The 26,223-nt window shown below is 46.8% G+C and carries 19 protein-coding genes; 7 read left to right on the forward strand and 12 right to left on the reverse strand.

Features of this window, described 5'->3' with window-relative positions; all coding sequences use genetic code 11:
* Positions 1–184 precede the first annotated feature (184 nt).
* The gene (locus L4D06_RS21090) at positions 185–1,732 is read left to right on the forward strand and encodes a glutamate synthase-related protein (RefSeq protein ID WP_429741158.1); all 1,548 of its coding nucleotides are present in this window, start codon (positions 185–187) and stop codon (positions 1,730–1,732) included.
* A 111-nt stretch (positions 1,733–1,843) separates the two neighbouring features.
* Here L4D06_RS21090 and L4D06_RS21095 read toward each other — a convergent pair whose 3' ends face one another.
* From L4D06_RS21095 to L4D06_RS21125, 7 genes are all read right to left on the reverse strand, one after another.
* Positions 1,844–2,980, reverse strand: coding sequence for an ABC transporter ATP-binding protein (locus L4D06_RS21095; RefSeq protein WP_429741160.1), 1,137 nt, complete (start codon positions 2,978–2,980; stop codon positions 1,844–1,846).
* A 9-nt stretch (positions 2,981–2,989) separates the two neighbouring features.
* Complete coding sequence (locus tag L4D06_RS21100) at positions 2,990–4,621, reverse strand: alpha-amylase family glycosyl hydrolase (protein WP_429741162.1); 1,632 nt, start codon at positions 4,619–4,621, stop codon at positions 2,990–2,992.
* 7 nt (positions 4,622–4,628) lie between these two features.
* Positions 4,629–5,459, reverse strand: a complete 831-nt coding sequence (locus L4D06_RS21105) for a carbohydrate ABC transporter permease (protein ID WP_429741164.1) — start codon at positions 5,457–5,459, stop codon at positions 4,629–4,631.
* Position 5,460: 1 nt separating this feature from the next.
* On the reverse strand, positions 5,461–6,381 hold the full coding sequence (locus tag L4D06_RS21110; protein WP_274166524.1) for a carbohydrate ABC transporter permease: 921 nt from the start codon (positions 6,379–6,381) through the stop codon (positions 5,461–5,463).
* 61 nt (positions 6,382–6,442) lie between these two features.
* On the reverse strand, positions 6,443–7,705 hold the full coding sequence (locus tag L4D06_RS21115) for an ABC transporter substrate-binding protein (RefSeq protein WP_274166525.1): 1,263 nt from the start codon (positions 7,703–7,705) through the stop codon (positions 6,443–6,445).
* Positions 7,706–7,734: 29 nt separating this feature from the next.
* On the reverse strand, positions 7,735–8,103 hold the full coding sequence (locus L4D06_RS21120) for a glyoxalase superfamily protein (RefSeq protein ID WP_429741167.1): 369 nt from the start codon (positions 8,101–8,103) through the stop codon (positions 7,735–7,737).
* A 415-nt stretch (positions 8,104–8,518) separates the two neighbouring features.
* Complete coding sequence (locus L4D06_RS21125) at positions 8,519–10,501, reverse strand: replication initiator protein RctB domain-containing protein (RefSeq protein WP_274166527.1); 1,983 nt, start codon at positions 10,499–10,501, stop codon at positions 8,519–8,521.
* 1,375 nt (positions 10,502–11,876) lie between these two features.
* On the opposite strand from L4D06_RS21125, the gene L4D06_RS21130 reads away from it, so the two are divergent.
* The 6 genes from L4D06_RS21130 (at position 11,877) to L4D06_RS21155 (ending at position 19,467) form a co-directional block, all read left to right on the forward strand.
* Positions 11,877–13,085, forward strand: a complete 1,209-nt coding sequence (locus L4D06_RS21130) for an AAA family ATPase (protein WP_274166528.1) — start codon at positions 11,877–11,879, stop codon at positions 13,083–13,085.
* 4 nt (positions 13,086–13,089) lie between these two features.
* Complete coding sequence (locus L4D06_RS21135) at positions 13,090–14,058, forward strand: ParB/RepB/Spo0J family partition protein (protein WP_274166529.1); 969 nt, start codon at positions 13,090–13,092, stop codon at positions 14,056–14,058.
* Between the two features lie 92 nt (positions 14,059–14,150).
* On the forward strand, positions 14,151–16,235 hold the full coding sequence (locus tag L4D06_RS21140) for a tRNA(Met) cytidine acetyltransferase TmcA domain-containing protein (protein ID WP_429741170.1): 2,085 nt from the start codon (positions 14,151–14,153) through the stop codon (positions 16,233–16,235).
* Entirely contained in the window at positions 16,232–16,981 is a 750-nt protein-coding gene (locus L4D06_RS21145) for a phosphatase (RefSeq protein WP_429741172.1), read from the forward strand. Before L4D06_RS21140 ends, L4D06_RS21145 begins: the two co-directional genes overlap by 4 nt.
* Positions 16,982–17,123: 142 nt before the next feature.
* Positions 17,124–17,513, forward strand: coding sequence for a PilZ domain-containing protein (locus L4D06_RS21150; protein ID WP_274166532.1), 390 nt, complete (start codon positions 17,124–17,126; stop codon positions 17,511–17,513).
* Positions 17,514–17,808: 295 nt separating this feature from the next.
* Complete coding sequence (locus L4D06_RS21155; RefSeq protein ID WP_429741174.1) at positions 17,809–19,467, forward strand: flagellar assembly protein A; 1,659 nt, start codon at positions 17,809–17,811, stop codon at positions 19,465–19,467.
* A gap of 96 nt (positions 19,468–19,563) precedes the next feature.
* Here the strand turns inward: L4D06_RS21155 and L4D06_RS21160 are convergent, their stop codons facing one another.
* From L4D06_RS21160 to L4D06_RS21180, 5 genes are read right to left on the reverse strand one after another with little or no spacing between them, the layout of a single operon-like run.
* Positions 19,564–21,681 (reverse strand): type I secretion system permease/ATPase, encoded by a 2,118-nt coding sequence (locus tag L4D06_RS21160; protein WP_429741176.1) that lies wholly within the window; start codon positions 21,679–21,681, stop codon positions 19,564–19,566.
* On the reverse strand, positions 21,674–23,605 hold the full coding sequence (locus tag L4D06_RS21165) for a bifunctional diguanylate cyclase/phosphodiesterase (protein WP_429741250.1): 1,932 nt from the start codon (positions 23,603–23,605) through the stop codon (positions 21,674–21,676). The genes L4D06_RS21160 and L4D06_RS21165 overlap by 8 nt, the downstream gene beginning before the upstream one ends.
* Before the next feature lie 6 nt (positions 23,606–23,611).
* Positions 23,612–24,280, reverse strand: coding sequence for a transglutaminase-like cysteine peptidase (locus tag L4D06_RS21170; protein WP_274166536.1), 669 nt, complete (start codon positions 24,278–24,280; stop codon positions 23,612–23,614).
* A gap of 16 nt (positions 24,281–24,296) precedes the next feature.
* The gene (locus L4D06_RS21175) at positions 24,297–24,890 is read right to left on the reverse strand and encodes an OmpA family protein (protein ID WP_429741178.1); all 594 of its coding nucleotides are present in this window, start codon (positions 24,888–24,890) and stop codon (positions 24,297–24,299) included.
* A 13-nt stretch (positions 24,891–24,903) separates the two neighbouring features.
* Positions 24,904–26,214, reverse strand: coding sequence for a TolC family outer membrane protein (locus L4D06_RS21180; protein WP_429741180.1), 1,311 nt, complete (start codon positions 26,212–26,214; stop codon positions 24,904–24,906).
* Between the last annotated feature and the right edge of the window lie 9 nt (positions 26,215–26,223).

A 26,223-nucleotide genomic window follows, 5' to 3' on the forward strand; every position in this document is an offset into this window, starting at 1 on the left:
CTAGTTGTTTATAAGCATAAATCCTATATTGATTAACACCATACTAAGATGCCTCTAATTTAGAAAATGCTCATTGTTGAACACACAAACAGGGTAAATTACGACCATACTGTGATCTCCAAGCCCTCTATAAAACCTAACAAGCTTGGACAGTGGAAGTTATGTCGTTTAAAAGGAGATACTGATGACAGATCCTGTCGTGTTTGATAATAAACCTACAAAAGTCGACCTAGAAAAAGGCAAAGAGTATTACTACTGTCGTTGTGGGCGCTCAGCATCACAACCCTACTGCGACGGTTCCCATGCAGGTACTGATATCACCCCGCTCGCTTACAAAGCAGAGAAAGATGGCGAAGCCTATTTCTGTGCCTGTAAGCATTCTGCCAACTTACCCTTTTGCGATGGCACACATACACGCTATACCGAAGAGGATGTGGGTAAACCCGCGCCAGAAGTGATCGTTACTGACGCGGCAACACAACCCGCCGCAAAAGCGACGAAAGAAGAGCCGAACGTGGAGCTGATCCACCAGCTTGCAAAAGACGGCCTGACTAAGTTTGGGCATCACGGTCCTATGACCTCTATGGGTGTGCCTCGCTATCAATTACCAGAGTGGGATCAAATCCAAATCATGGTGGCGCAAATGGCGGCCAAACCATTGCTGGACGACGCAGTCGTAGGCACCGAATTGGTGATTGGCCCTAATGCGAAAAAACCGCTGACATTGAAAACGCCGCTGTTTGTATCCGACATGAGCTTTGGTGCACTGTCTGAAGAAGCGAAAGTGGCGTTAGCCAAAGGCGCTGAATTAGCGGGTACGGGAATTTGCTCAGGTGAAGGCGGTATGCTGCCCGAAGAGCAAGCTGCCAACAGCCGCTATTTTTACGAACTGGCCAGTGCAGAGTTTGGTTACAACAAAGACTTAATGAAAAAAGTCCAAGCCTTCCACTTTAAGGGCGGTCAAGGGGCAAAAACGGGTACTGGTGGTCACCTGCCAGGTATCAAAAACAAAGGGAAAATATCTCAAGTACGCGGCATTGCTGAGGGCACCGATGCCATCTCCCCGTCCACGTTCACGGACATGAAAACCGCGGCGGATTTTGCGCGCTTTGCGGATGACGTGAGAAAAGAAAGTGGCGGCATTCCTATTGGTTTCAAACTCAGTGCCAACCATGTTGAACGTGATATGGCGTTTGCACTGGAAGCGGGCGCTGACTACATCATTCTTGATGGACGTGGTGGCGGTACAGGTGCAGCCCCTGTCATGTTCCGTGACCACATCAGCGTGCCAACGATTCCCGCATTGGCGCGTGCACGTCACTTCCTTGATTCGCAAGGTGTCAACGGCGTAACACTGATCATCACTGGCGGTTTACGTGTACCGAGCGACTTTGTGAAAGCTATGGCATTGGGTGCGGACGGTATCGCCCTATCCAACAGCGCAATGCAAGCCATTGGTTGTGTCGGCGCGCGCATGTGTAATTCAAACATGTGCCCATCAGGCATTGCAACGCAAGACCCAGAGCTTCGCAAACGCATGAACGTGGACGTTGGCGCAGAGCGCTTACAAAACTTCTTCAATGCATCGACACACTTGATGCAAGTGATGGCACGAGCATGTGGACATGATCACCTCAACAAGTTTGTGATTGATGATCTGGCGACCTTCCACAAAGACATGGCAGAGCTTACAGGGATCCCATATTCCGGTGTTGGACCACGATCGTGGTAATTCACAAAGATTAAGCAAAAAAAGAGGCAGGGATCATCCCTGCCTCTTTCATTTCTAGTTTATGTTACTGAGATCTGACGAGCTAATTTGCAATCAACGCATCTCAACGCGTCAGTCGTTAGCAACAACCAGTGAAGGCTTGGTCTCTCCCACGACAGAACGCGGGTGTGCCTTACCGTCTTTGTCGAACAGATGGCAGTATTCCGCAGGGAACTCAATACAACGCTTGTCTCCCGCACGAATCGTCGTTTGCCCTTCTATGCGAATAACTACGGGGTCGTTACTTTGTGGTGTATTGAAATACATCAAGCATTCGTTACCCAATTGCTCAACCACACTAAGCTCAACACCCCCCTCTTGTATCGCATCCTTCTCGCCAAACTGAATATGCTCAGGACGAATACCTATCACCGCAGGATCGCCGACCTTGGCATGACGAGTATTCGCCGCCACGGTGATTTCCTGACCACGGTGAATTTGCACACGTGTCATCACATCCCCTGTTTCCACGATATCAGCCGTTAAAAAGTTCATTTTTGGCGAACCAATAAAGCCAGCCACAAACGTGTTTGCAGGGTGATTATATAGCTCAAGGGGCGAACCAACTTGCTCCACTCGACCCGCATCAAGCACCACGATCTTGGTAGCGAGCGTCATGGCTTCAACCTGATCGTGTGTCACGTAGATCATGGTTGCGCCCAAACGCTCATGCAAGCGAGCGATCTCCATACGCATCTGTACACGCAAAGACGCATCCAAATTTGACAGTGGTTCATCAAACAAGAACACTTTTGGCTCACGCACAATTGCTCGACCAATCGCAACACGCTGACGTTGTCCGCCCGACAACTCTTTCGGCTTCCGCTCCAACAGAGGTTCTAGCTGTAATGCCGCCGCCACTTCGCGCACTTTTTCATCCACGGTTTTCGGTTCGGTTTTAGCCAATTGAAGGCCAAAGGCCATATTTTCGTAGACCGTCATATGCGGGTAGAGCGCGTAAGACTGAAATACCATACCGATCCCACGCTCTGGTGGTGGAAGATCGTTACAAACACGCCCTTCGATCATAAGTTCGCCACTGGTGATATCTTCCAGCCCCGCGATCAATCGCAACAATGTCGATTTACCACAACCCGATGGACCGACAAACACCACGAAATCACCGGATTGAATATCTAGATCTACATCTTTGGTAACATGAACTTTGCCAAATTTCTTATTTACTTGCTTTAAAATGACCTCAGCCATAATGCATCCTTACCCGTTTAATTTTGTTGCGAATGCCGCCTGATACGGTGGCAAGATGACCGAGTCATCACGAATATCAAAGGTAAAGCCATGTCCTTCCAACGCTTGCCAATCGCCTGCGGGCAAAGTCATGGTCATCTCTGAGTCAGTGAGATTGAACGCCGCTATCACTGTCTGATTAGACGTAGAACGAACAAAGGACAATCCTTGCAAACTTGACGACAGGTCAGTGAGATCGCCATTCACCAGTGCAAGGTGCTGTTTACGCCAGCGCAAATAGCCTCGGTAATGCGCGAGCATGCTATTTACGTCCGCTTCCTGTCGATCCACAGCGAGCGCATTGTGTCGCACATCAACAGGTAGCCAAGGCTCATTTTCACTGAATCCCGCGTGATCTTGCTTTGCTGCCCAAGGGATGGGTGTGCGGCAACCATCTCGACCTTTGTATTCGGGCCAAAACGGAATGCCGTAAGGATCTTGAATCTTATCGAAGGGAATATCGGCTTCAGGAAGTCCCAACTCTTCACCTTGATACAAGCACACACTGCCTCTTAGCGAGGTCAGCAGCGCAAGCAGCACCTTGCCATAGGCGAATGGATCAGACTCTTTGTCACCCCATCGAGAGATGCAACGCACCACATCGTGGTTTGACAATGCCCAACACGGCCAGCCATCCCCAATCGCCGCTTCGATGTTTTTGATCACTGATGCCAAGTACGACGGAGAGCGATGCACGTTCAGCAAATCGAAGGTATACGCCATATGGAGTTTGTCGTTACCGCTGGTGTATTCCGCCATCAATGCCAGTGGATTGTCATCGCCAATCTCCCCCACTGTCGTGATGTGATCATATTGGTCCAACAGTGTTCGTAAGCGCTTAAGAAACCCAATATTCTCCGGCTGCGAAATATCGTAACGGTGCTTTTGCATGGAATACGGGTTGGTACCCGGTACGCCAAGTGATTTGCTGTCACCCGCAGACAATGGCGGGTTATCGCGCAATTGACGGTCATGGGTATAGAAATTGACGGTATCTAGACGAAATCCATCCACACCAAGATCCAGCCAAAATTTCACAACCTCAAGCAAATGTTCAACCACATCTGGATTGTGAAAGTTCAAGTCAGGCTGGCTGACCAAGAAGTTGTGAAGATAGTACTGTTGGCGGCGACTCTCCCATTGCCATGCGCACCCACCAAAGATCGAGAGCCAATTGTTCGGCGGCGTACCGTCAGGTTTAGGATCGGCCCAGACATACCAATCCGATTTAGCATTGTCGCGGCTCACGCGACTCTCCTCGAACCAAGCATGCTCATCCGACGTATGGCTAAGCACTTGATCAATCATAACTTTGAGTCCGAGGTCATGTGCGGCATGAACCAATGTTTTGAAGTCGTCTAACGACCCAAACAGAGGGTCAACATCGCAATAATCAGAGACGTCATAGCCGAAATCTTTCATTGGAGACGTAAAAAATGGCGACAGCCAAATCGCATCCACACCCAATGCTGCAATGTATGGGAGTTGCTGGGTGATACCCGGTAAATCCCCTATTCCATCTTGGTTGGCATCATAAAAGCTACGCGGATAGATTTGGTAAATCACTGCGCCACGCCACCAAGGCATAGTTTGTTGTGTCATATTGTCATTATCCCTTCACAGCGCCCGCAGTAAGGCCTGAAACAATGCGGCGCTGAAATACCAGTACCATCACAATGAGTGGCACAGTGACAATCACTGAAGCCGCCATGATCGTGCCCCATGGCAATTCATATTGACCCGCGCCCGATATCAAGGCGATCGCCACTGGCACAGTTCGCTCCTCGTTGGTCAAGGTGAACGTCAGTGCAAACAGGAACTCATTCCATGCAGCAATAAACGCCAACAAGCCTGTGGTCACCAACGCTGGCCAAAGCAGCGGCATCAACACCTTCGTAATGATTTGCCACGGCGTTGCACCATCCACTATCGCTGCCTCTTCCAGCTCTAATGGCAATTGCTGCATGAAGGTGGTCAGCACCCAAACCGTGAACGGCAAAGTGAAGATCATGTAAGCCAAGGCCAAACCGGGCATGGAGTTATAAAGCCCCAATCCGCGGATCAACTCGAACAACCCAGACAACACTGCCACTTGTGGGAACATGGACACGCCTAAAATCGTAAGAAGAACCACGTTTCGCCCTCTAAACCTTATACGCCCAAGCGCATAAGAGGCTGTAACGCCAAGCAAAAGTGAAATGGCGACGACCACGGTAGAAACACCCACAGAGTTGAGCAAATTCCGACCAAACGTCCCGCCAGAGAATACGGATGCGTAGTTGCTCCAATCAAACACTGAAGGGAAATATTCCACTTCAAACAAGGCTGATCCAGACTTGAATGAGGTGACAATGGCGTAGTAAAACGGGAACACGGAGAAAACAACGATCACCGCAACGAGCAGGTAAAAACCGGCTTGCAAATACCATTTTTTTGCCATGTTAAGTCCCCTCATTCATGTTTCTACGCCCGATATAGAGGTAGAAAATGGTGCACAGTGCCACAATCAAGAACAACAATGTTGAGGCTGCGGATCCGTAGCCGACGTCCTGGAAATCCACCAAATTTTGCCGTGCATATATCGACATCGACATGGTGGCTTCATTCGAGGGTGTGAGGACGTAAATCAAATCAAAGACCCGCAATGCATCAAGGGCACGGAAGACTACCGCCACCATCACCGCAGGCATGATCAAGGGAAGCGTCACTTTGAAAAACACGCGAACTGGATGGATCCCGTCGATTCTTGCGGCTTCGTAGCAATCGGAAGGCAGCATTTGCAATGCAGCGAGGACCAAGAGCGCCATGAACGGTGTGGTTTTCCACACATCGACCGCAATCACCACGTTGAGCGACATGTCGCTGTCTGCCGTCCATGCAAGGGGGGCTGCGATTAGACCAAATGTCATCAGAAAGTCATTCACAATGCCGAATTGATCGTGAAGCATCCAGCCCCACATTTTTGCCGAAACGATAGTAGGAATTGCCCACGGCACCAATACTGCCGCACGAACTAGCCCCTGCCCTTTAAACTTGGTGTTGAGCACTAACGCCACAATGATGCCGAAAACAGTTTCTAGACTGACTGACACAACAGCAAAGTACAGGGTGTTCCACACTGACTGCCACCATGTTGGGTCAAATAAAATGCCGTAGTATTCGCCGTCTTCGTAGATGAAGTAGTTATCAAACCCAATGAACTCTGTGATACCACTGCCGTCGAGCGTGGCATTGGTCATGCTGAACCAGAAGGTTCGCAGCAATGGCCACCCCGCCACCATGGCAAGGGTTATGAGCATAGGCGCGAGAAACCACCAAGCGGCGCGTACGCGTTTCCGCGTGAGAGCGCTTGTCTGTTCCATAGTATTTCCTTTTGAATGCAGCAGTCAGACGTCTAGTACGCCTGACTGCATGAAAGCCACCTTACCAACGACCACCGCGACTGATACGCTTGAGATCTTTTTGCAATTTCGTCAATGCAGCGTCTGCATCTTTACTGCCAGACAGAACGCTATGGGTCGCATTCCAAAACGCATTAGAAACTTGGTTATATTTCACGCCAGTCGCAGTAGACGGACGCGGCGTACCATTTGCAAAGGTGTCATAGAGGCTGCCGAAGAAGGGAACCGCAGTCAGCACTTCTTCATCTTCATAGAGGGATTCAATGGTAGGGTTGTAGGAGCCAACAATCGCACGACGTTTTTGCTCTTCAAGTGAGGTTAGATACATCACGAGACTTGCCGCTAGCTCTGGATTTTTCGAGTACTTGGAAACCGCAAGCTGCCAGCCACCCAAGGTGCCTGAATGGCTGCCATCATCGCCGCCTTTTGGCAAAGCAACAACACCAATGTTGCCTTTGATTGGAGAATCTTCGCTGTTGCCTAGTGACCATGCGTATGGCCAGTTGCGCATGAACACCGCGTTACCCGTTTGGAAAACGCCGCGCGCTTCTTCTTCACCATAGTTGAGCACGCCAGGCGGAGAAATCGTATCAACCCACCCTGCCGCGGTAGTCAGTGCTTGTTTCGCATTGTCATTATTGATGGTGATCTTGCCGTCTTGATCGACAATGGTACCGCCATTGTAGGAAGCAACCCACTCTAGCGCATCACAGGTCAATCCTTCGTAAGCACGCCCTTGCCAAACAAAGCCCCACATCTTGTCATTGCCCGCTTCGCGTTCACCATTCATGACTTTTTCGGCAGTTTCCGTTAACGCCTCCCACGTTTCAGGTGGCTCTTCGTCATACTTTTCGAGTAGATCGGTACGATAGTAGAGCACGCCAGCGTCGGTAAACCACGGCATGGCGACTAATCGATCTTTCACTGTGTTATTGGAAACAATGGAAGGAAAGTGACTGGCTTCATCACCATTCGAATACGGCTTCAAATCGATGAAATGGTTTCCGAGGATACCCGGCCAAATCACGTCAATCTGGAATACATCAATGTCGTTAGCACCCGCCGCAAGTAGCTGTTGATACAAGGCAAGTCGCTCGGTGGTTGAGTTTGGCGTCGTGACAATTTTTACAGTATGGCCGGTGTCTTTTTCCCAAGCCGCAACCCCTTGCTGACATAGTTCCAACTCTTGGCCTACCGCACCACATGATATGGAAATCGTCTCTGCGAATGCGCTAACACTGAGTAGAGAAGAGGCGAACATAGCTCCGATAATAGAACGTTTCATGAAAAACTCCCTGTCGCGTCATCCCGGCATTACACGTCTTTTTCTGTTTTCCACAAAGAAGATGGCACCTCAAGTTCCGACGTTTCGAAGCTGGGGTTATCTTCAATAGGAAGAGAAAAATCCGAGTAAGGTTTTCGACCGATCAACCAACCGAAAGGAACTGACGTGTACAGTGAGGTATCCAACAGCACGCGTTGCGTGCTCGATGCTTCGTCTTGAGCCTGATTATTGGCGCAATTCTCTGCAATTTTTATCACCTGATGCCAGCTATCAAAACCATTTTGGCGTGCGATCAGTTCCAGCGCCTGCATGTGGGTACATTGCAAGATACGTCGCTGCTGTTTCGCTTGCCGCTTAAAGGCTTTGAGATCTGAAGTGCTCAGGATCTTGGAAGTCACAGTGTTCCCTATGGATCATTGACCGGTGAAAATACGCACGAAGCGGCCCACTCACGACAAGCATCCCTTCCGGGTGACAACCAAATTCTTAGAAGTTTTAATTGAGGGGATATTGCGCTTGCTTTGCCATTGTGGACGGCAGGCCGATATCTGCGGCACTGGTTAAACGCTAGCATCGCATTAACAAATTTGCAATATTTTGCGGTATGAGTAATTTCTCAATTTGTCATATTGATAGAACTAATGCCGAAATTTTAGGCAAAAAAAACGAGCCATAAGGGCTCGTCAACGGGTTAGCAAATAATGCATCGGGTGGCCCCGAATGCCAATAGGACAAAGGTATCTATTCGCCTTTAATCCTAGTAGCTTCAGAAATTTCCCATGTCAGAGTTCTGTCAATACAGCGTCATATTTATTAACCGCCTGAAGCGACTTCGTCCAACACTGCAAGCACTGAACTGTCTAAATGACCGTCATAAACTTGGCGACAAACTTTACGTCGAACGGCAAGACCAGAGATCAAACGCTCAATGGACAAATGTTTGACATCTTGTTGCTGATTATAAAACTCGATGGTTTTACTTAGCGTTTCATAAGGCATGATATCGCCGTCTACCCGCAGCCAATCAAGCTTGTCCATGAACGACTGACACTCCTCTGCAATTGTGGCAACTGGGTGACCTGTCATTGCAGACAAAGCGGTAATACTGCGCTGCAAAGCTTCTGATGATGTGTACTTTGACAAGGTGATCGTCAATTCATCAGCATTGATCTCAACGAGATGTTTACGTTGCTTAACGCGACGCCCTAAACGGCCTCCGCGCTTTTCTTTGCGCTGGATAGGTTCAAACTCACCATCAATGATCCCGGAAAGCTGATCAAGGTCTTGCTTGGGCAGAATCTCGTTACGAAGGGGGTTGGGCATTGTAGGTGCCAAGGATCGTTTTCCTTCGTTGTACGTTTTGGCACGGGAATATCGGATCACCTCGTCGACATTACACTTGATGTCGATCCTGAAATCCGAATGCTTTTTATCATCATCCATTCGCGACACAGTGAGATGGTAACCGTAAAGGTTCAGTGCGAAGACATCCTCGGTTTGCGTTTCCTTCTTCGCCATTTTACGAAGCTCACGAATAAGATCACTCGAAAAACGTCTCCATTCGATGTTTCTAGCGATTTTCTGGTTCAAGTCACTCAGTGTCATCGAATCTTCTAATCGACGCGACATACGGCTTCTGAAGAGGCTATAGAGCTGAAATACTAAGGTATGCTGACGAAGGATCTCTGGCGGGAACAAGAAAAAGTAATCGCGTGTCATCAATTCTTCAAAAAATGACGGTTCCCAAACCAAGATATACAGATTTGGCTTAATACGGATTTCGCCGTCCTCTCCTTCTCGAGGCGCCTCTTCTGAGGCCGTTATAGTACGAGCTATAAATCGGAACCGGTCACTTTTGAAACCTTCAGGCATGTTTTCGCTGAGCCAACGACCTGTTAATTCATGTAACTGAAAATCAGTAAATTCAATACGATCAATACTTTCTCTAATAGAATCACGGGCAGGTCCACTGTCCTTTTTTCCGCGCAGAGACAAGATATCGGTAATATAAACGGGCGTTTTGTTACCGATCTTTTGAGTTTGCAGTTCGTAATTTGGCAGATGATGATCGTGGTATTGAACCGTCAATGTGAACAACGCAAACAACGTCATCAGATCATCCACAGTCATGATCGACTTTGAAGATCGTGTTTCAATGATCGCTTTAGTACCACTGATTGCGACCATGGATTTTTGATAGCTCTTTTTCGTGCGTGGCGGCGCAAGTGCTTGGTCAATGATCCCAGCCCAACTGGTTGGGGCGATCACAATGTGATCTTTCTCATCCTGCATGGAAGGCGGAATGCCCAACCCGTGCTCGCTAAGCAGTTGCTTATTAACATGATTTTGAGCTAATGCTTTGGATCGCTTTTGTTTTTCCATCACTTTGGCTTTTTCAGACATTAAGCCTGATGCGCCAAGTACAGAAATAAGCTGACTTGGATTCACAAAATGATGCAGCATGGTTTTTCCGGCCAAGCCTTCTTCGAATCGAACTCCTTGTTGTTTAAACAATCCAATTTGCACCGCAGCCCGAAGACGCTGTTGAATTGCTGCACGAGTGAGATGTCCATCTGTCGCTTCAATCAATTCTGTTGTGGAGACATAGCCGTCTTTTGATGCGAATCCACGCAATGAAATTAAATTGAGCAGCTCAAGAATGCTTTTAGTTACCCCTTTGAAATGTTCATACTGGGGAAGCCAATCGATCAATTGACCATGAACTTGAAATAGGTGTCCATCTTTGTGTGATCGTGGGGCTGTGATCAGTATTTTTTCAACGGGGTTTGAGGCCATCTCGCCACAGCTCCTTGTTAAGCCGAAAGGTTATCAGAATACACTTGACCGTAATTAGGCCATCTTTCCGAGAAGATTAATAGAAAAAAATGAAGAAAGAAAGATCTTTTTTGAAGAGTCTTTTTAACTGATCTTTATGATTAGATAGGATCTAAATGATTATATGATCTTATGATCAGGGCGTCTTTGTTAACGTAAAGCATTGAAAATTAAGTTTAATATTTATGACCCCATCGAAAGCATGATCATGTTTATTACGGAATGATGATCATTAAATGTTTGAAAGCATGATCATTAGACATGCGAAACTATGATCATCAAACTTATGAAAACGTGATCATCAATGGCCCAAAAGAATGATCATGGTTCGATCACAGCTTATCCACAGATGTTCGCTCTCTGATTGGGTATAACGTTATATTTTTCTACCGCTGTTGAAATTTTCTTTTCAAATAGGAGCGGAAAGATGATCATGAAAACGCGATTTGGACTCTGTTTTACATGTTTCTGCCAATTCTAAGTGGATTGTTGAACGGTATTTACGCAAGCGCATATGTGAATACGTTCAATTGAAATTACATCACGCGTAATTTAGTCAGGTATGCATATGTGTCCGAGGTACGAAAGAATGATCAAGCATCTCATTCGGTATTTCAACTGAATACTAGCATTCAACGCTGCCTTCCTATATTCAGGCTCTTTAGTGTTTGATTCTGCTCTCGAATCAGTATTGAAAAGGCATGAGTCGTAATTTAGACGGTGCCACTCATCGTTCCGAGTGGTGATCAACATGGATTTACAATCAAAACTGTCTTGATCATTTTTTCGGTAGTTGAGGATCGAACAGCAGAAAGAGATGTCGATTTGTTGCACTGAATTTCTCCTTGATCATTGTTCCTTATTGTCTGAACTTGTAGGGAATGATGATCAAGGTATCTTGCCCGCGCTTTCCTATTCATTCGGCTATTGTCTTTCATTTCTTGATCATTGTTCCGTAAACATGATCAAGAGAGAGCCGTTGTCTGCAGGAATCATGCATACTCTCTTCTCTTTTTGCCTTTTTTATCGTCGTAATGATAAATATCATGTCGAAACACATTTCACCGTAATCTAGTCGGGTGTTTTCAACGTTCCGGCATTTTTTAGCACTTTGAGCGATGTTTTTCTGGTTTACATTGTAAAAAGGTGACGCCGTAACACTTTAAATGTTGGAGATTTCTACGCAAGTTTAGACACAGAATTTTGCGCAGTTTTCTATTACATTGTATTAAAGTGACCTCGATCTTGATTCTTAAGCAACTTGTTCAGCTTTTTATTGTAAGTACCGTTATATGTTGTACAATCATTTTAATTCTCTTTTATGGCGAAAAGAAAAATGAATAGGGAAAAGACGATAGAAAACCTGCAAACTATTGCAGAGCAAACCAAACAGGTACAAGCCGATAGAATTGAAATCGTGATGGAAGAGCGTCATGATCAATTGTTTCCACCAATGTCGAAAGCGTTAATGGAAACGCGTTCTGGTTTAACTCGTCGTAAGCTTGATGAAGCCATTACGCGAATGGAAGAAGCGGGACATCAGTTTACAAAGAACAACGCCAATCACTATTCAATCACCTTAGATGAAGCTCACAATATTATGGAAGCGGCAAAAATGCCGGCGTTCCATCAAGGCAAAGGTGCAAACCACAAGCCGTGGGTGATCAACATTCAGAACCAAAAGGGTGGTACCGGCAAGTCGATGACAGCGGTACATCTTGCGGCGTGTTTGGCGCTCAACTTGGAAAAACGTTACCGCATCTGTTTGATAGACCTTGATCCACAAGGGTCTCTACGCCTTTTCTTAAACCCTCAAATTAGCGTAACTGAACAAGAGGGGATATATTCTGCTGTCGATGTGATGTTGGAAAACACGCCTCAGGAAGCTGACAAAGAGTTCATGATGAAAAATGTGCTCTTACCCACTCAATACCCCAATTTGAAAACCATCGCAGCCTTCCCTGAAGATGCGATGTTTAACGCCGAAGCCTGGCAGAGCTTGGCAACTGATGGTTCATTAGATGTAGTACAGCTTCTCAAAGAGAAGGTGATTGATAAAATTGCTGATGAATTTGACGTGATCATGGTTGATACTGGTCCACATATCGACCCACTCGTGTGGAATGCGATGTATGCGTCAAATGCCTTGTTGATTCCTTGTGCGGCGAAACGCTTGGATTGGGCTTCTACTGTTAACTTTTTTCAACATTTGCCAACCGTTTATCAAATGTTTCCTGAAGATTGGCCAGGGCTGGAGTTTGTCCGTCTTGTTCCGACTATGTTCGAAGATGACAATAAGAAGCAGGTTTCTGTGCTGACAGAGATGAACTACCTGCTCAGTGATCAAGTGATGATGGCAACTATTCCACGTAGTCGTGCGTTTGAGACGTGTGCAGATACCTACAGTACAGTGTTTGACCTGACTTCTCAGGATTTTGAGGGCGGCAAGAAAACACTCTCTACCGCACAAGAAGCGGTTCACCGAGCAGGACTGGAACTTGAGCGCGTGCTTCACAGTCACTGGTCGCAACGCAATCAGGAGTGATTAAATGGCCATTAAAACCTCTGAATTAAATGCGCGTTTGTTTGGGAAAGCGGATAAGCGACGTGCGTCCACTGTACAGGAAGCGCAAAAGGCAGCGTCTGAGAAAGCCGCTGTGATCGAGTTATCTGTTGCCGGTGAAGCGACGGTGGAATTTGAGCTGGTTCGTGTTCCTTCATCAGATGTGGTGACTCGCACTTCGGTGTTTTCTGAAAATGCGCGTGAACAATCGTTTCTAAACGAATTGGCGCTGTCAGATATTTTGGTGACGTTGAAGGACCGCGGCCAACAGTATCCTGCTGTTGGACGTTGGCTTGAAGATGACAAGATAGAAGTGCTCGACGGTAGTCGCCGTCGCATGTCATGTATCTTGGCGAATCAAGATTTTCTGATCTATGTTGCCAAGGGCATCAACAGTAAGCACGCAAAGTTCTTGTCCGACGTCGCGAATGCGCATAAGCCACTTTCACTATTTGAACGCGGTAAAGAGATGCAGACCATGCTTGAGCGTGGTGATGTGCTTGACCAAAAAGAATTGGCGAAAGTATGTCAATGTAGTGAAGCATTAGTGAGTGGGGCACTTAAGGCCGCCGCTTTGCCTTTGTCGCTGTTACAAGCTTATCCAAGTGTCGGTGAGCTAGGCAGACCTACCATTGTTAAGTTGCACCGTATGTTTTTCTCTCTGACTCATGATGAGCAGACCATGTTTTTGGTTAAGCTTGATGAGAACCCAGTTTGGAAAACGGTGGATGCATCAGGCGTAAGCCGCATTACTCGCGAAGTGACTTTGATTTTGGAACAGTGGTGCGAATCGTTGAAACCCGCGGTTGCAAAAGTAGAGGCTCCGTCTACTGAGCTCGTTAAAGGACGCGCAACGTATCGCCGTAAGGGTGATGCATTGTCGATAAGCCTAAAGAAAATGAGTGAAGAGGATGCTGAAGCGATTCTCTCGTTTATCAAATCTCGCCTTGATTGACGACATCTTAAATCAATTTTAATTAAATAAAACGTGCCTATAGGCACGTTTTTTTTTGAATCCACCGTCGTTCCGGTATCATGACTTTGTGTTTGATAACTATTGGCGACCCCGTGCTTTCTGACCCTATTTCTGCTCTACGACAACTCCACCAAATGGCAAAGCGAGGAAATGTTCGTGTGCCTGTTTTTATTCGCGGTGATCGAGATTTTACGTTTAGATTGGTATCTGCCGTACCAGGTATTTCTGTCGTCACGGATGATTCCAGTGTATTCCATGAGGCAACTTTTCCCCGTTTGAAGTGGAACGATGCCAGACAGTTGTTGGGACAAGAAATTGGTTCACTTGCGCTTGATGTGCGTGAACATATTGACGTTGAAAAGCTTTGTGCGATCAGTGGGTGCATTCGCGGGGGCGAGCTACTGTTCTTTCTCGTCAACAACGAAGAAGAAGCAATTTCAGGTTTTCGTCAGCGCTTTATAGATTTTTCATCTCACTCCAATGCAGCGATGTTTTGTCAATCAGGGCTTTTCTGGCTCCCCAAAGCCTCCATTGCTGATACCGAAAATGTTGTTCAACGCGAAACTACATTGGGTCAAGATACCGCAATTGATGCGATTGAGCGTGTTTTGTTGGGGCATCGTCGTCGTCCGGCACTATTGGTTGCTGATCGTGGACGCGGAAAATCATCAGCCATGGGCTTGGCTGCTGCCAAAATTATGCGTATTGCAACGAAGCGATTAATCGTCACATCGCCGACAGTCGCCAATGTTGATATCTTACTTCAGCACGCTGCTTCAGTGGGTGGCATTAGCCGCGAGGGCAAGTACGGTTTAAGGAGCGACAATGGCAGCGAGTTGGTATTTGTTGCCCCCGATGCCTTGTTGCTTAACCGGCCTGAATGCGACTTGCTATTGGTCGATGAGGCGGCTGCGATTCCTCTTCCTATGTTAGATGCCTGCCTCGAGCACTATAGCCGTGTGGTATTTTCTACCACTGAGCATGGTTACGAAGGAACGGGACGCTCTTTCAGCATCCGCTTTCGCCAATTGCTGGATGAGAGAACGAAAGGCTGGAAAGAGGTTCGATTGAAACAGCCGATTCGTTGGTCCGAAAATGACTTGTTGGAGCAATGGCTATTCGATACTTTCTTGTTCGATGCAGAGCCTAACAATGCCATTGCAAATGATGAGACAAATCTTCGTTTCATTGCTCAACACGAATTGTTAAATGATGAATCTTTGCTAAGGCAAGTCTTCGCGCTTTTGGTCAGTGCTCATTACCAGACTTCACCTAACGATTTGGTACAGTTACTTGACGGGCGCAATCAGTCTCTAATAACGGCGTTTAAAGGCGACACGTTGGTTGGCGTTGCTCTCGCCCAACAAGAAGGCGGGTTCGATAAGGATTTGGCGAAAGCGGTCGTGGCAGGTAAGCGGCGAGTGAAAGGCCATCTTCTTGCACAGAGTTTAGCTACGCATACGGGAATCATTGACCCGTTGCTGACGCCTTTGCTTCGAATTACACGTATTGCTGTTTTGGACAAAGTTCGTCACTGCGGAATAGGGCGCTCGCTGGTAGTCGCGATGGAATGTTTAGCAAGGGAAAACAACATTGCCACGATCGGTACCAGTTACGGCGTCAATTCTGAACTCTTTCAATTTTGGTCTTCGTTGGCCTATCTTCCCGTTCGACTGGGAGTATCGAGAGATGCGGCGAGTGGAACATATTCATTGCAGATGGCAAAAGCGCTATCTACAACAGAGTGTTGGCTAAGCAACGCAAACACACTCTTTGGTTTGAACTTCACACTTCAGCTTCATGAGCAATATAAGGCGATGAACCCCTATCTCATTGCGCAGCTGTTGTATCGAATACCTTGCATCGAGACACCTTGTTTGTTGGCCAAAAAACAAGTGTCTTTATTCGCAGAAGGTATACTGGGATATGATCTAGTGACGGGAAGTCTATGGCGTTGGTTTGTCCATTGGCTTTCCCTCAATAATGCCTTTTTTAATCAGGATAGGGCATGTACGGCGTTGATTGAACGTGTGGTCAAGCGTCGCTCTTGGCAGGATGTTGCTAGGGATTGTAATTATCAAGGACGCAAAGAAACAGAATCTGCCATTCGTTTTTGGGTGTCAGAACAACTCGCAAACGAAAAGGAACTCGAATGAAATTTATTGCTGACACTCATACGCATACTCTCGCGAGCGGTCACGCATATAGTACGGTGATAGAGAATGCTGCTGCCGCTGCCAAAGCTGGACTGCAGTATATGTGCGTCACTGATCACGCCACATCGATGCCGGGTGCACCGCATCATTGGCATTTCGTAAATCAACGTGTGTTACCTTCCTCTTTGAGCGGTGTGCGCCTTCTTAAAGGCGTTGAGGCCAACATTATGAATGGCGACGGTGAGCTCGACATGCCTATCTACGTCTATGGGGATTTGGAGTGGGTGAATGCGAGCCTTCATGAGGCGGTGTTCCGTTCTTCAGATGAACAAACGCACACTCAGGCTTTAATCAATGCCATGAGGTCTGAATGCGTTGATGCTATAGCCCATGTGGGCAACCCTTCTTACCCTATTGACGCAGAAGCTGTTGTTCGAGAAGCCGCTAGGTGTGGTGTTGCCATTGAACTCAATAACTCATCACTTAATGGCTCTAGGCAGGGCAGCGAACCGAATTGCTTAGCGATTGCGGCATTGGCAAAAGAACTCGGAGCTTGGGTAACGACGGGTTCAGACGCCCATTTCGCGCATAATGTTGGCGATCTTGTCAGTGTTTCTGAATTGATCCATAAAGTGGGTTTGCCGAAAGAGCAAATCATTACGACTGATACCGCGCTGTTTGAAGCGTTTATCACGAAACGCCAATTGATCCGCAAGCAGCGAGTACAAGCCGAGATATCTCGGTAAGTGATTTACACTGTAAACCCTCAAAATTAAACAAGGTTTCATGACTTGTGCGTCTAACTTTCAATACACTTGGTGTAACGGAATGCTAATATAATACAAACTTGCTGCAAGACGACTCGTTGGTGCGGTGGGGGGAGCCAGTATGATTAAGACCTATGAAAAGTTATGCGATGTATTGATTGAACAATCTGGTGGCGAAAGTGCATGTAAGCGATTTCAAGAGCGCGTCGAACTGGGTAATGGTGGCATCTATGCCCGGCTGCACGTTACTCCACACCATATAGAGAATGATCACGAAGAGTCGGAATTTGGACACCGTGTCCTTATACGTGACGTCAGCAGGAGCGGTTTAGGGCTCGTGACTGATGAGAATATAGAACTTGCTGCGTGTTGTTATTTGAACGTGGTTGATGTCCCTCAGCTAAAGGGCAGCCTTGTTTATCAAAATAACGAAGAAGAAGGCAAGTTTCGTTACGGTTTTAGTTTAGATGAGTGGCTATCTGATGAAATGCATCAAGCCTTGTCACCTTAGGTATGAGACAGTCATTTTCTTAAATAACTTACTGATTTTAAAAGCACGCTGATAGAGTGTGCTTTTTTTGTATGTCGGTTAAACAGATTAATCCCGCTCAATTAAAGCAGAATGGATAAAACTCTCTATAATTCATTTATATGGCTTTCGTTTCATAGCTGAGCCACTTGTGGTTTATTTAATGCGATCTGAATCTAACTTGCCTGTTGCGGTGATACTGTCTGAGTCTTGCATCTGGGTACAATGCTAGCGTGATGTTCGTTCGTATTTTTATTTTTCTGATTTAGGGGATTCCATGCTGCAACAGCTTTTGCGGCTGTCCAATGATGGTCGCAGGGTTTACATGACCGTAGTATCAAAGGCAGAAGAAGATGCACCCCAGATAGAGAAAAAGCATATTGTTAACTGGCTTCAAGAAAACAATGTGGCTAGTTTTTTTCGTTTCGACGAGACGATAGAGACTGTTCTCGAGAAAATCAATGCATCGAATGATGCGTGGAAAGGGGAGCCTGATGATGTCGTTGTGGCAGAACGCCGCGATGCGACGGTTAGTGCTCGCTTCGACGATCAAAAGATGACTGCGCTTCTTCGAGTTAACGGTGCTTGCGGCGGTAACCCGATAAAAGGAAATGATTTACTGGGTGCTTTGAAAAAATCGCAGATTGTGCGAGGTGTTAAAAAGCAAACATTGCAGAAATTGCTTACAGCATCTGCACGCTTAAAGCCAGGCGAGTACCTAGAAGTTCCAATAGCCTCAGGCAAATGGCCGACACCAGGTGAAGACTCCAAGATTGCTTACTTAGTACAAGATAGCAAAGCGCGTGTATTGCGGCCTCAAGAGCGTGAAGATGGAACTGTCGACATGCGTGATCTAGGCAGAATGATCACAGTACTGGAAGGGCAACCACTCGCAAAACGTATTCCGCCAACAAAAGGTATTGAAGGATTCCGAGTCACGGGTGAAGTTTTGCCTACGACGACGGGTAAAGACTTACCCCTCAAGCTCTATCCTGGCAGTAAATTCAGCGCGAATGACGAGAATGTGATTGTTTCCGAAACAGCAGGGATGCCCATCTTACATCCTGATGGTGTTGAAGTTGATAATGCTCTTTGCATGAAGTCGGTCACAGTGGCTACTGGCCACATAAACTTCGAGGGAAGTGTGGTCATTAACGGTGATGTCAACTCGGGCATGAAAGTACAGGCGACTGGCTCAATCACAGTTGGTGGTGTGGTTGAGTCAGCTTCTCTAGAGGCTGGCGGTGATATCATTATACATAATGGCATCTTGGGTCGTCAGGTTCAGTCAGATCAAGAAATTACTACAGTGATTAAAGCTAAGGGGTCTGTGGTTGCAAAGTTTGCTCAGTACGCGAGCATTGAAGCTAGAAAAGACATTACGATTAGTCAGCACGCTATGCACTGTAAAACGTATACTCATGACCATCTCATTGTCAGTGATCAGGCTAAACGAACCGGAACGCTCACGGGAGGAACTCACATTGCTGAGCGTGGCGTGCAGGTAGTTACGCTGGGGGCGGCTTCGGGTGTGCATACTCATGTTTATGCTTTTACAGGTTTGAGTGAATTGATGGAAGAAACTCAGAGCTTATCGAAAGAACTTGACCACGAACATGAACAGCTCATGAAAGTAAAAGACGCTGAATTGAAGCTGTTGCAGCAACCAGCAAACAAACGGCCTGACGAGCTCATAGAGCGTCTTTCATGGACTAAGACACACCACTTCGAACGTATAGCAGAGATCAAGTCAAAGATGGAAAGCAGTGCCTCCGAATTGAGCGCTCTTTATCGCCGGTACTCCATCGATGTATTGAAAAATTGCTACCCAGGTGCTCATGTTCATATTGGAGACACTGCATTGAATATTTCCAATGAGTATGGGGCGGGTCGCTTTGTTACCAATGGTAAAGAGGTCATCGCGGAACCACTTTGATGCTTATACCGTCATTTACACTGTAAATAAACACGTGGAAATCAAATAGAAAAAGCACCTAAGGGTGCTTTTTTAATGGGTGGTATTCGGTACTTGCTAACCCGCTTTTTGCACCTTCCCTTCTTTTAGCGCTTGAAGGACCGCCATTTTTGAACCATCAGCAACAATGCTTCCTTGTTCGATAACAATGATGCGGTCGACGATGTCTAGCATGCCTGTCTTATGCGTGTTCAAGATTAATGTCTCGTCACGGCGCAGTGTTGCCAATTGTTGCTTGATGTATTGCTCAGAACGGTTATCCATGGCACTGGTTGGTTCGTCCATCATCAATACGGGTGGCCGGCTAAGTAAAGCGCGTGCAATGGCTATAGCTTGGCGTTGACCACCAGAAAGCTGATTACCTCCTTCACCCACTTGTCGTTCTAAACCAGCGGGGTCGCGCTGTGTAAATGTGGTGACGCCTGAGCGGTTGGCGGCATCTAATATGTCTCGGTCATCAGCTAATGGACGCCCGAGTGTGATGTTGTCGCGAATAGAACCAAAGAACAGAACGGGGTCTTGCGGGACACAGCCTATATTGCGCCGTATGTCGATATTGTGGATTTGACTGATGTCGGTCTCATCAATCCTCACTGAGCCTTCTGTAGGGTGATACAGGCCCATCAATAAGCGACTAAGGGTGGTCTTGCCAGAACCTATACGTCCTATGATGGCAACTTTTTCTCCGGGGAGGATGGTGAAAGAAATGTCGCGCAACGCCGATACTTCAGAATTGGGGTAGTTGAAGTTAACGCGATCAAATTCGATTTTCCCTCGAATGATAGGGCGGTGAATGTAGCGCTTCCCTTCTTCTTGCTCAGACGGCATTTCCATCAGCTGGTTGATGATTTCCATCGCTGATTTAGCTTGGTTGTATCGGGTGGACAACAGAGAAAGTTGTACCAGTGGGCCGACGGCACGAGAGCTCAACATGGTGGCTGCAATCAAGCCGCCCATAGTAAGGTCGCCATTGGAGATGAGATAGACACCGAATACGATCATGGCAACGCTAACAAACTGCTGGATAAACCCAGCGGCATTCTGCACTGAGTCGGTTAAGCGGCGCGTTTTGATCCCCCAGTTTGCCATGTGTGCAACGGCTTCTTCCCAACGATATTGGAATTGGCTTTCAGCACCAAACAACTTAATCGTTTCTAGCCCTGCCAAGCTTTCAATTAGGTTGGCATTTTTCTGAGATGAAAGGCGCGACCCTTCTTCGATGGTGCGTCGTAGCGGTTTCTGAATAATCATGGCATGTATCATGAGAATCAATACCGCCACGATGGGCACCAACACCAGCGGGCCCGCGACAATCCATATGACGAAGAGGAAGAAGAACGCAAAAGGTAAGTCAATCAATGCTGATACGGAAGCGGAGGTGAAAAAATCCCTTATCGATTCGAATTCTTGCATGTGCCTTGCAAATGCCCCCACGGACGGCGGGCGAGCTTCCATACGAATGCCCATGACTTTCTGAAAGATACGAGCAGAAATCAGTAGGTCAGACTTTTTGCCTGAAATATCGATAAAGTAACTTCGCAACATCTTGAGCACGAGGTCGAAGATGAAAATGACGAAGACGCCACTCGCTAATACCCACAAAGAATCAAAGGCAAGATTAGGGACAATTTTGTCATAGACAATACGTGAGAATATCGGTGTCGCAATGGCAAAGGTATTGATGAATATCGACGCAATCAATACATCTCGATAAATGGATCTGGACTCCCACAGGGTGCTCCAAAACCAGTGTCCGGATCGTTCTTTTAGTATCTCGGGGGAACGTTCGTCATATCGAAAGCGCTTTTTGAGCAGGAAAACACGCCCTAGGTATTCTTCTTCTAGGTCTGTAATCAGAACAACGTTAGACGTGGTTTCGGTGTGAGGGGTCACAATTTCTGCTTCCCCTTTTTCTTGGCTGATACTAAGCAGTACACAGGCTTCATTATTTTTAAGAAGCAAGATACAAGGGCACAATAGCCCAGAGAGTTCACTAAGATTCATTCTTGTTTCTTTGGCGTCAATACCAGCGCGTTCTGCTGCGCGAGGAAACAGAAATGGCGCGAGGTAGCCATCAGAAATCGGCAAGCCTGATACTAATGCATCAGGCGAGTTTGACTGACCGAAGTAACGGCTAACATATACCAAAGATTGCAAGAGTGGATCTTTAACCATGATTCTCTACTTTCTTTTCAAAGATGAACCCTTGGAAACCGCTAACAAACAGTTCAGAAAGCTTGTTGAGTTGGGCTTCCGTTTCTACTCGAGTTGCAATGGTGGTTATATTTAAGTTGTGAGCCGTTCGACAAATGGATGCTAGCACGTGGCTTTGTGCTTCATCATCAAGGTTGCTGGTGTAAGCAAAGTCAATTTTAACGTATGACGGCTTGAACTTATTGAGGTAATCCAACGACTGGAAGTTACGCCCGTAGTTATCAACGCCAAATCCAAAATTGAAACGGTGTGCTTGTTCCGTGAGCAAACTAACGTGATCGGGGAAGCGAACGAAGACACTTTCTGGTATTTCAAAGAACAGACGCCCAGCTAAGTTTCTATGTTTTTGCATTGCAGTGGTCAGCCAACGAATGAACGATGCATTGGTAACACTGTTTTGCGTTAAGTTAATCGCCACTGGACCAAGTTCCGGCTCGTCCGTCAACCGCTCAATCATGTGATTGACTACGTAACGGTCAAATGATTCGCCCAATTGCAATTGCTCAACAGCACCAAGGAAGTGCGCAGCACCGTAATAGTCTTCGCCTTTCTCAATGGCAGAGAAAACTTCGCGGTGAAGCACTTGCTTGTCGCTCGTAGATGCAGGTTGAAGCTTAAACACAAACCAATCGTGTGCGATAGCATCCAAAATAAGGGCTTTCCATTGTTGTTTGCCCATAGATGAATCGTTTGCGGTTTGGTCAATCATCGAGATTGGGTGGCTTGGTGAGTTACGCGCCTGTGTAAGTGCGTTGTCCACTTGAGAAAGCAATACACTTGGATCGCGGTTGATGGAATTGTTGACCGCCAGACCGATGGCTACTTTGGGAGGTGTGATCCCCATAGGGTCGTGCTGCATATCGTTAACGATGGCGAGGAGACTTTCACCAATCAGTGTCAGCTCTTCGCTGCTGCAGTTAGGAGCAAGAATCACGAATTCGTCTTTTGAAATGCGTGATGCCGTGACGTCTGCATCTGTGATAGTTGTGTTCAATTTTTTGGAGAATTGAGTAACGAGCGTATCACCTTGCGCAAAGCCTTGGCTCTGATAGGTGTCGGTGATCAAATCCACTTTGGCCATCACCAAACCACCAACGGCTGATTCGGCGAGCCAAGATTTTAGCTGACCCACGAAGAAGCTGCGGTTACCTAGACCGGAAACGGTATCTCTATAAGCGTGCTCTCTAAGTCTGTCCGCCTCTTTCGCCTGTTGTTCGAAATAAGCTTCAAGCTGGCTACTCATCTGGTTGATTGCTTTTACTACGGTTCTCAACTCAGTGGTTGGTGGTAGTTCAATCGGTTCACCAAACTTGTTGCGTGCAATGTCTCTAGCTCGTTCGGTGATGCTTGCGAGTGGCTTGAGTGAACGACTTAGCTGAACAGCGATGATCAGCATGGCTGCTACAAATAGCGCACCAATCCAAATACCAAGCTGGATGGTAGAGTGCCACATTTCACGATAGGCATAACCAGGGTGAGAAACCACTTTGACTTCGGCTAGTTGGAGCCAACCACTGGTAAACGTCCGTTCTTCTGTGATGACAGGAAAGAGATCTAACGAAATGTACCAATTCGGAACCCCTTCGACGGTGACGGGGTACTCGCGGATAATCTCACTCCCATCGGATAGCATTTTCAACCGAACTTCTTGATAGAAGCCGCCATCAAACAAGGCATTGATGACAGATTCAGTGGCAACCTTGTCATCATCTTCTAGATACGGTGCGAGTGCGAGCCCCATTGAATTGATTGTGTTATTCACCTCAGCAGATTGCTGAGTCAGCAGGAAGTTACGAGTGGTGTTGAGTTCAATGCCCGTCACCGCTAGGATCAGCAGGAAGAATATTGCCAACATCCATGTAAACAATTGCCGGTATAAAGTCATAGACATTTACCCATCATAGTTTTTGATCGGTCTGTTTAGCTTGACAGACCCCATACGCGCTCTGAGATCGTTCCACAATCCTAAGCGTGATGATTTGCCTGCAAGCTCACCTTTACCGCGTTCTTTCATGAGCCACAACCGACTACCGTTAAAGCTGTAGACCGGAAGCAGATCTCGTCGTTTCGACGCCTTTTTAATCTCAGGATCAATATTATCGAGCAGGACTGGCTCTGAAGAGGCGGTGGGATAATAAGCAACAACCATGTGAAACTGATTTAGCTTGATGGCTTTTACGTAAACAAGCCTTAGCTTTTTGTCATCTACCCCGAGCTCTCGTAACGTGAAGTACTTTGCAATACTAAAGTCTTCACAGTCACCGGCAGCGCTACCTAAAAACTCCAGTGGCGTTGCCCAGTAATCCTTCTTTCCCCACAGGTCGATATCATTGACGAAATAGAGTTGGTTAAAGAAATTGTTAACCGCTGCTAGCTTCTCCTGTTCAGAGAGATTCGCAGCATCAGCAACTACGTTACGCCAAGCCGTAACGCGCTTTCCTGCTCTTTCGCCATAAAAGCTTGCCACTTTATTAACCCACTGAGCATCAGTGCTATTAAGTGCAAACGTCATTATCGACGGCAACAGGAACAATGAAAAAAGCGCTGCACGCTTAAGCATTAAGCGATCTCAACACTTATCGTTCCCGTCGGGTAAAGATGGTCCATGCTTCTTTTATATCTCCTTTCAATCCTTTAACCCGGCCAACGACACGTCTGTTAACCAATTGTGTGGTTTCTGTGCTGTCGGCTAGCATCAAATCGCCTTCACCAAGACCGAGTATGGTGAGACGGTCGGCGTCTATGCCTCTTTCAATAAGTTGTGCTTGTACTGCTTCGGCACGTCGGATAGACAAGTCAGCATTGTAATCGTTAGATCCAATAGAACTTGTATGTCCTTGAAGTTCAAGAGAGGTTTCAGGATAAAGATTAAGGAATTCCGCCATTTTGTCCAGTGCTTCTAAGTAAGCAGGTTCGACAATTGCAGCATCGTTAGCAAACTGAATTCTTAGTGAATTGTCACTTTCATGTAAAAGGTATGTTGGGCAGCCATCATTGTCGATAACTGCGACACTTGGCGTATCGTCACAATAGTCGCGTGCGTTAATAACGCCATCGTTATCGGCGTCGAGTAAATCAAAACGTTGTTCAGCAAGGGGAGGTGCATCGGCGGAAAGTGAACAGCCGCTAATGGACAACAGAATGCTGCTGAAAAGCCAAACGTATTTCATGAATCAAACCTTCTTATTCAATAACGGAATCAAGCCATTCCTCCGGTACATCTACTCGCAGGGCGTCAAGTAAATTCCCCATGCTGTTGAGTACGCGGTACTTGGCGGTGATGTGAGCGTAATGAGCATCTAGGTATGAACGACGGGCCTCAAACAATTCGTTTTCGGTGTTCAATAAATCAAGCAGAGTCCTTCGGCCGATTCGAAACTGCTTTTCGTAAGCAATAACGGTTTCGGAAGCCGCATCAACATGTTGTGCTAGATATTTTTTCTGTTGTTCCGTCAATTCATATGCGCTCCACGCGAGACGAGTACTTTCTCCTAATAGACGAGATGCATTTTCGAAGACATCTTTGGATTTGTTGAGTTGATAGGCGCTGCGTCGAACGTTGGCACGATCGCTGCCTCCGTTATAGATATTGAAACGAAGGCGCAGCATGGCACTGAACTCGTTGACCTCTTCCTCGACGCCATTGGCGTCTTCTGTCCAGTTTTGGCTGGCTTCAAAAGAGAGTGTTGGGTAAAAACTACCTTTGTTTTGCCTGTATTGCGCCCGCGCAGCATCAATATCGTAAGTGGCGAGCTTAATGACAGGGTTGGTTGAGTAAGCGATTTCTATCGCTTCAGCCTGGTTTTGGGGCATATAGAGCGAATCTACTTCTGGATCAATCGGCGCATCGAGTCTTACGCCGACGAGGCGGAAAAATTCAGTGTGAGCATCATCAAGATTGCTTTTCGCCGCTAGCATATTGGTAAAAGACCGCGCAACACGCGCTTGAACTTGTGAAAGGTCAGCGGTAGAACCTATGCCTGACTCTGCGCGACGCTGAATGTCAGAAAGCATTTTGTTGTGTACTTCAACATTTGCTTTAGAGAGTGATAGCAGTTGCTTGGCAAGCAACACTGCGACGTAGGCTTCAGTCACTCTGAGGGATTTGTCTTGAGCATCTGACAGTAATTGATAACGCTGCGCTTCGGCTTCGAATTCAGAACGCTCAATATTATTAAGCGTAGTTTTATCCCAAATAAGCTGTGTCAGCCTTAGGTTGGCGTCTTTTCGGTTGTAGTCTTTCTTTCCGCTTGCTTGTGTGGAGCTGTTATCGATATTCTCAAAGCCATAACCCGCGTTTAAATTGATATCAGGCAGGTATTCACCTTGTGCGGAATCAATGTCTTCACGATTACTCATAAAGTCATTGAACGCACTTTTTAATTCAGGATCGGTCGCCATCGTGGTAGCAACAGCTTGCTCGACCGACATCGACCATGCTTGTGTGCATAGCGTACTGACGGCAGACGCAATAAGTAGCATTTTCCAGTTCAAAGCACATTC

The organism is Enterovibrio makurazakiensis, assembly GCF_050336585.1.
Taxonomy (GTDB): domain Bacteria; phylum Pseudomonadota; class Gammaproteobacteria; order Enterobacterales; family Vibrionaceae; genus Enterovibrio; species Enterovibrio gelatinilyticus.

Coding starts and splice junctions, on each gene's coding strand:
- L4D06_RS21150 (WP_274166532.1), top strand. CDS start 17,124: ATGATTAAGACCTATGAAAAGTTATGCGATGTATTGATTGAACAATCT.
- L4D06_RS21130 (WP_274166528.1), top strand. CDS start 11,877: ATGAATAGGGAAAAGACGATAGAAAACCTGCAAACTATTGCAGAGCAA.
- L4D06_RS21100 (WP_429741162.1), bottom strand. CDS start 4,621: ATGACACAACAAACTATGCCTTGGTGGCGTGGCGCAGTGATTTACCAA.
- L4D06_RS21165 (WP_429741250.1), bottom strand. CDS start 23,605: ATGACTTTATACCGGCAATTGTTTACATGGATGTTGGCAATATTCTTC.
- L4D06_RS21125 (WP_274166527.1), bottom strand. CDS start 10,501: ATGGCCTCAAACCCCGTTGAAAAAATACTGATCACAGCCCCACGATCA.
- L4D06_RS21145 (WP_429741172.1), top strand. CDS start 16,232: ATGAAATTTATTGCTGACACTCATACGCATACTCTCGCGAGCGGTCAC.
- L4D06_RS21155 (WP_429741174.1), top strand. CDS start 17,809: ATGCTGCAACAGCTTTTGCGGCTGTCCAATGATGGTCGCAGGGTTTAC.
- L4D06_RS21175 (WP_429741178.1), bottom strand. CDS start 24,890: ATGAAATACGTTTGGCTTTTCAGCAGCATTCTGTTGTCCATTAGCGGC.
- L4D06_RS21170 (WP_274166536.1), bottom strand. CDS start 24,280: ATGCTTAAGCGTGCAGCGCTTTTTTCATTGTTCCTGTTGCCGTCGATA.
- L4D06_RS21115 (WP_274166525.1), bottom strand. CDS start 7,705: ATGAAACGTTCTATTATCGGAGCTATGTTCGCCTCTTCTCTACTCAGT.
- L4D06_RS21110 (WP_274166524.1), bottom strand. CDS start 6,381: ATGGAACAGACAAGCGCTCTCACGCGGAAACGCGTACGCGCCGCTTGG.
- L4D06_RS21105 (WP_429741164.1), bottom strand. CDS start 5,459: ATGGCAAAAAAATGGTATTTGCAAGCCGGTTTTTACCTGCTCGTTGCG.
- L4D06_RS21160 (WP_429741176.1), bottom strand. CDS start 21,681: ATGGTTAAAGATCCACTCTTGCAATCTTTGGTATATGTTAGCCGTTAC.
- L4D06_RS21090 (WP_429741158.1), top strand. CDS start 185: ATGACAGATCCTGTCGTGTTTGATAATAAACCTACAAAAGTCGACCTA.
- L4D06_RS21135 (WP_274166529.1), top strand. CDS start 13,090: ATGGCCATTAAAACCTCTGAATTAAATGCGCGTTTGTTTGGGAAAGCG.
- L4D06_RS21095 (WP_429741160.1), bottom strand. CDS start 2,980: ATGGCTGAGGTCATTTTAAAGCAAGTAAATAAGAAATTTGGCAAAGTT.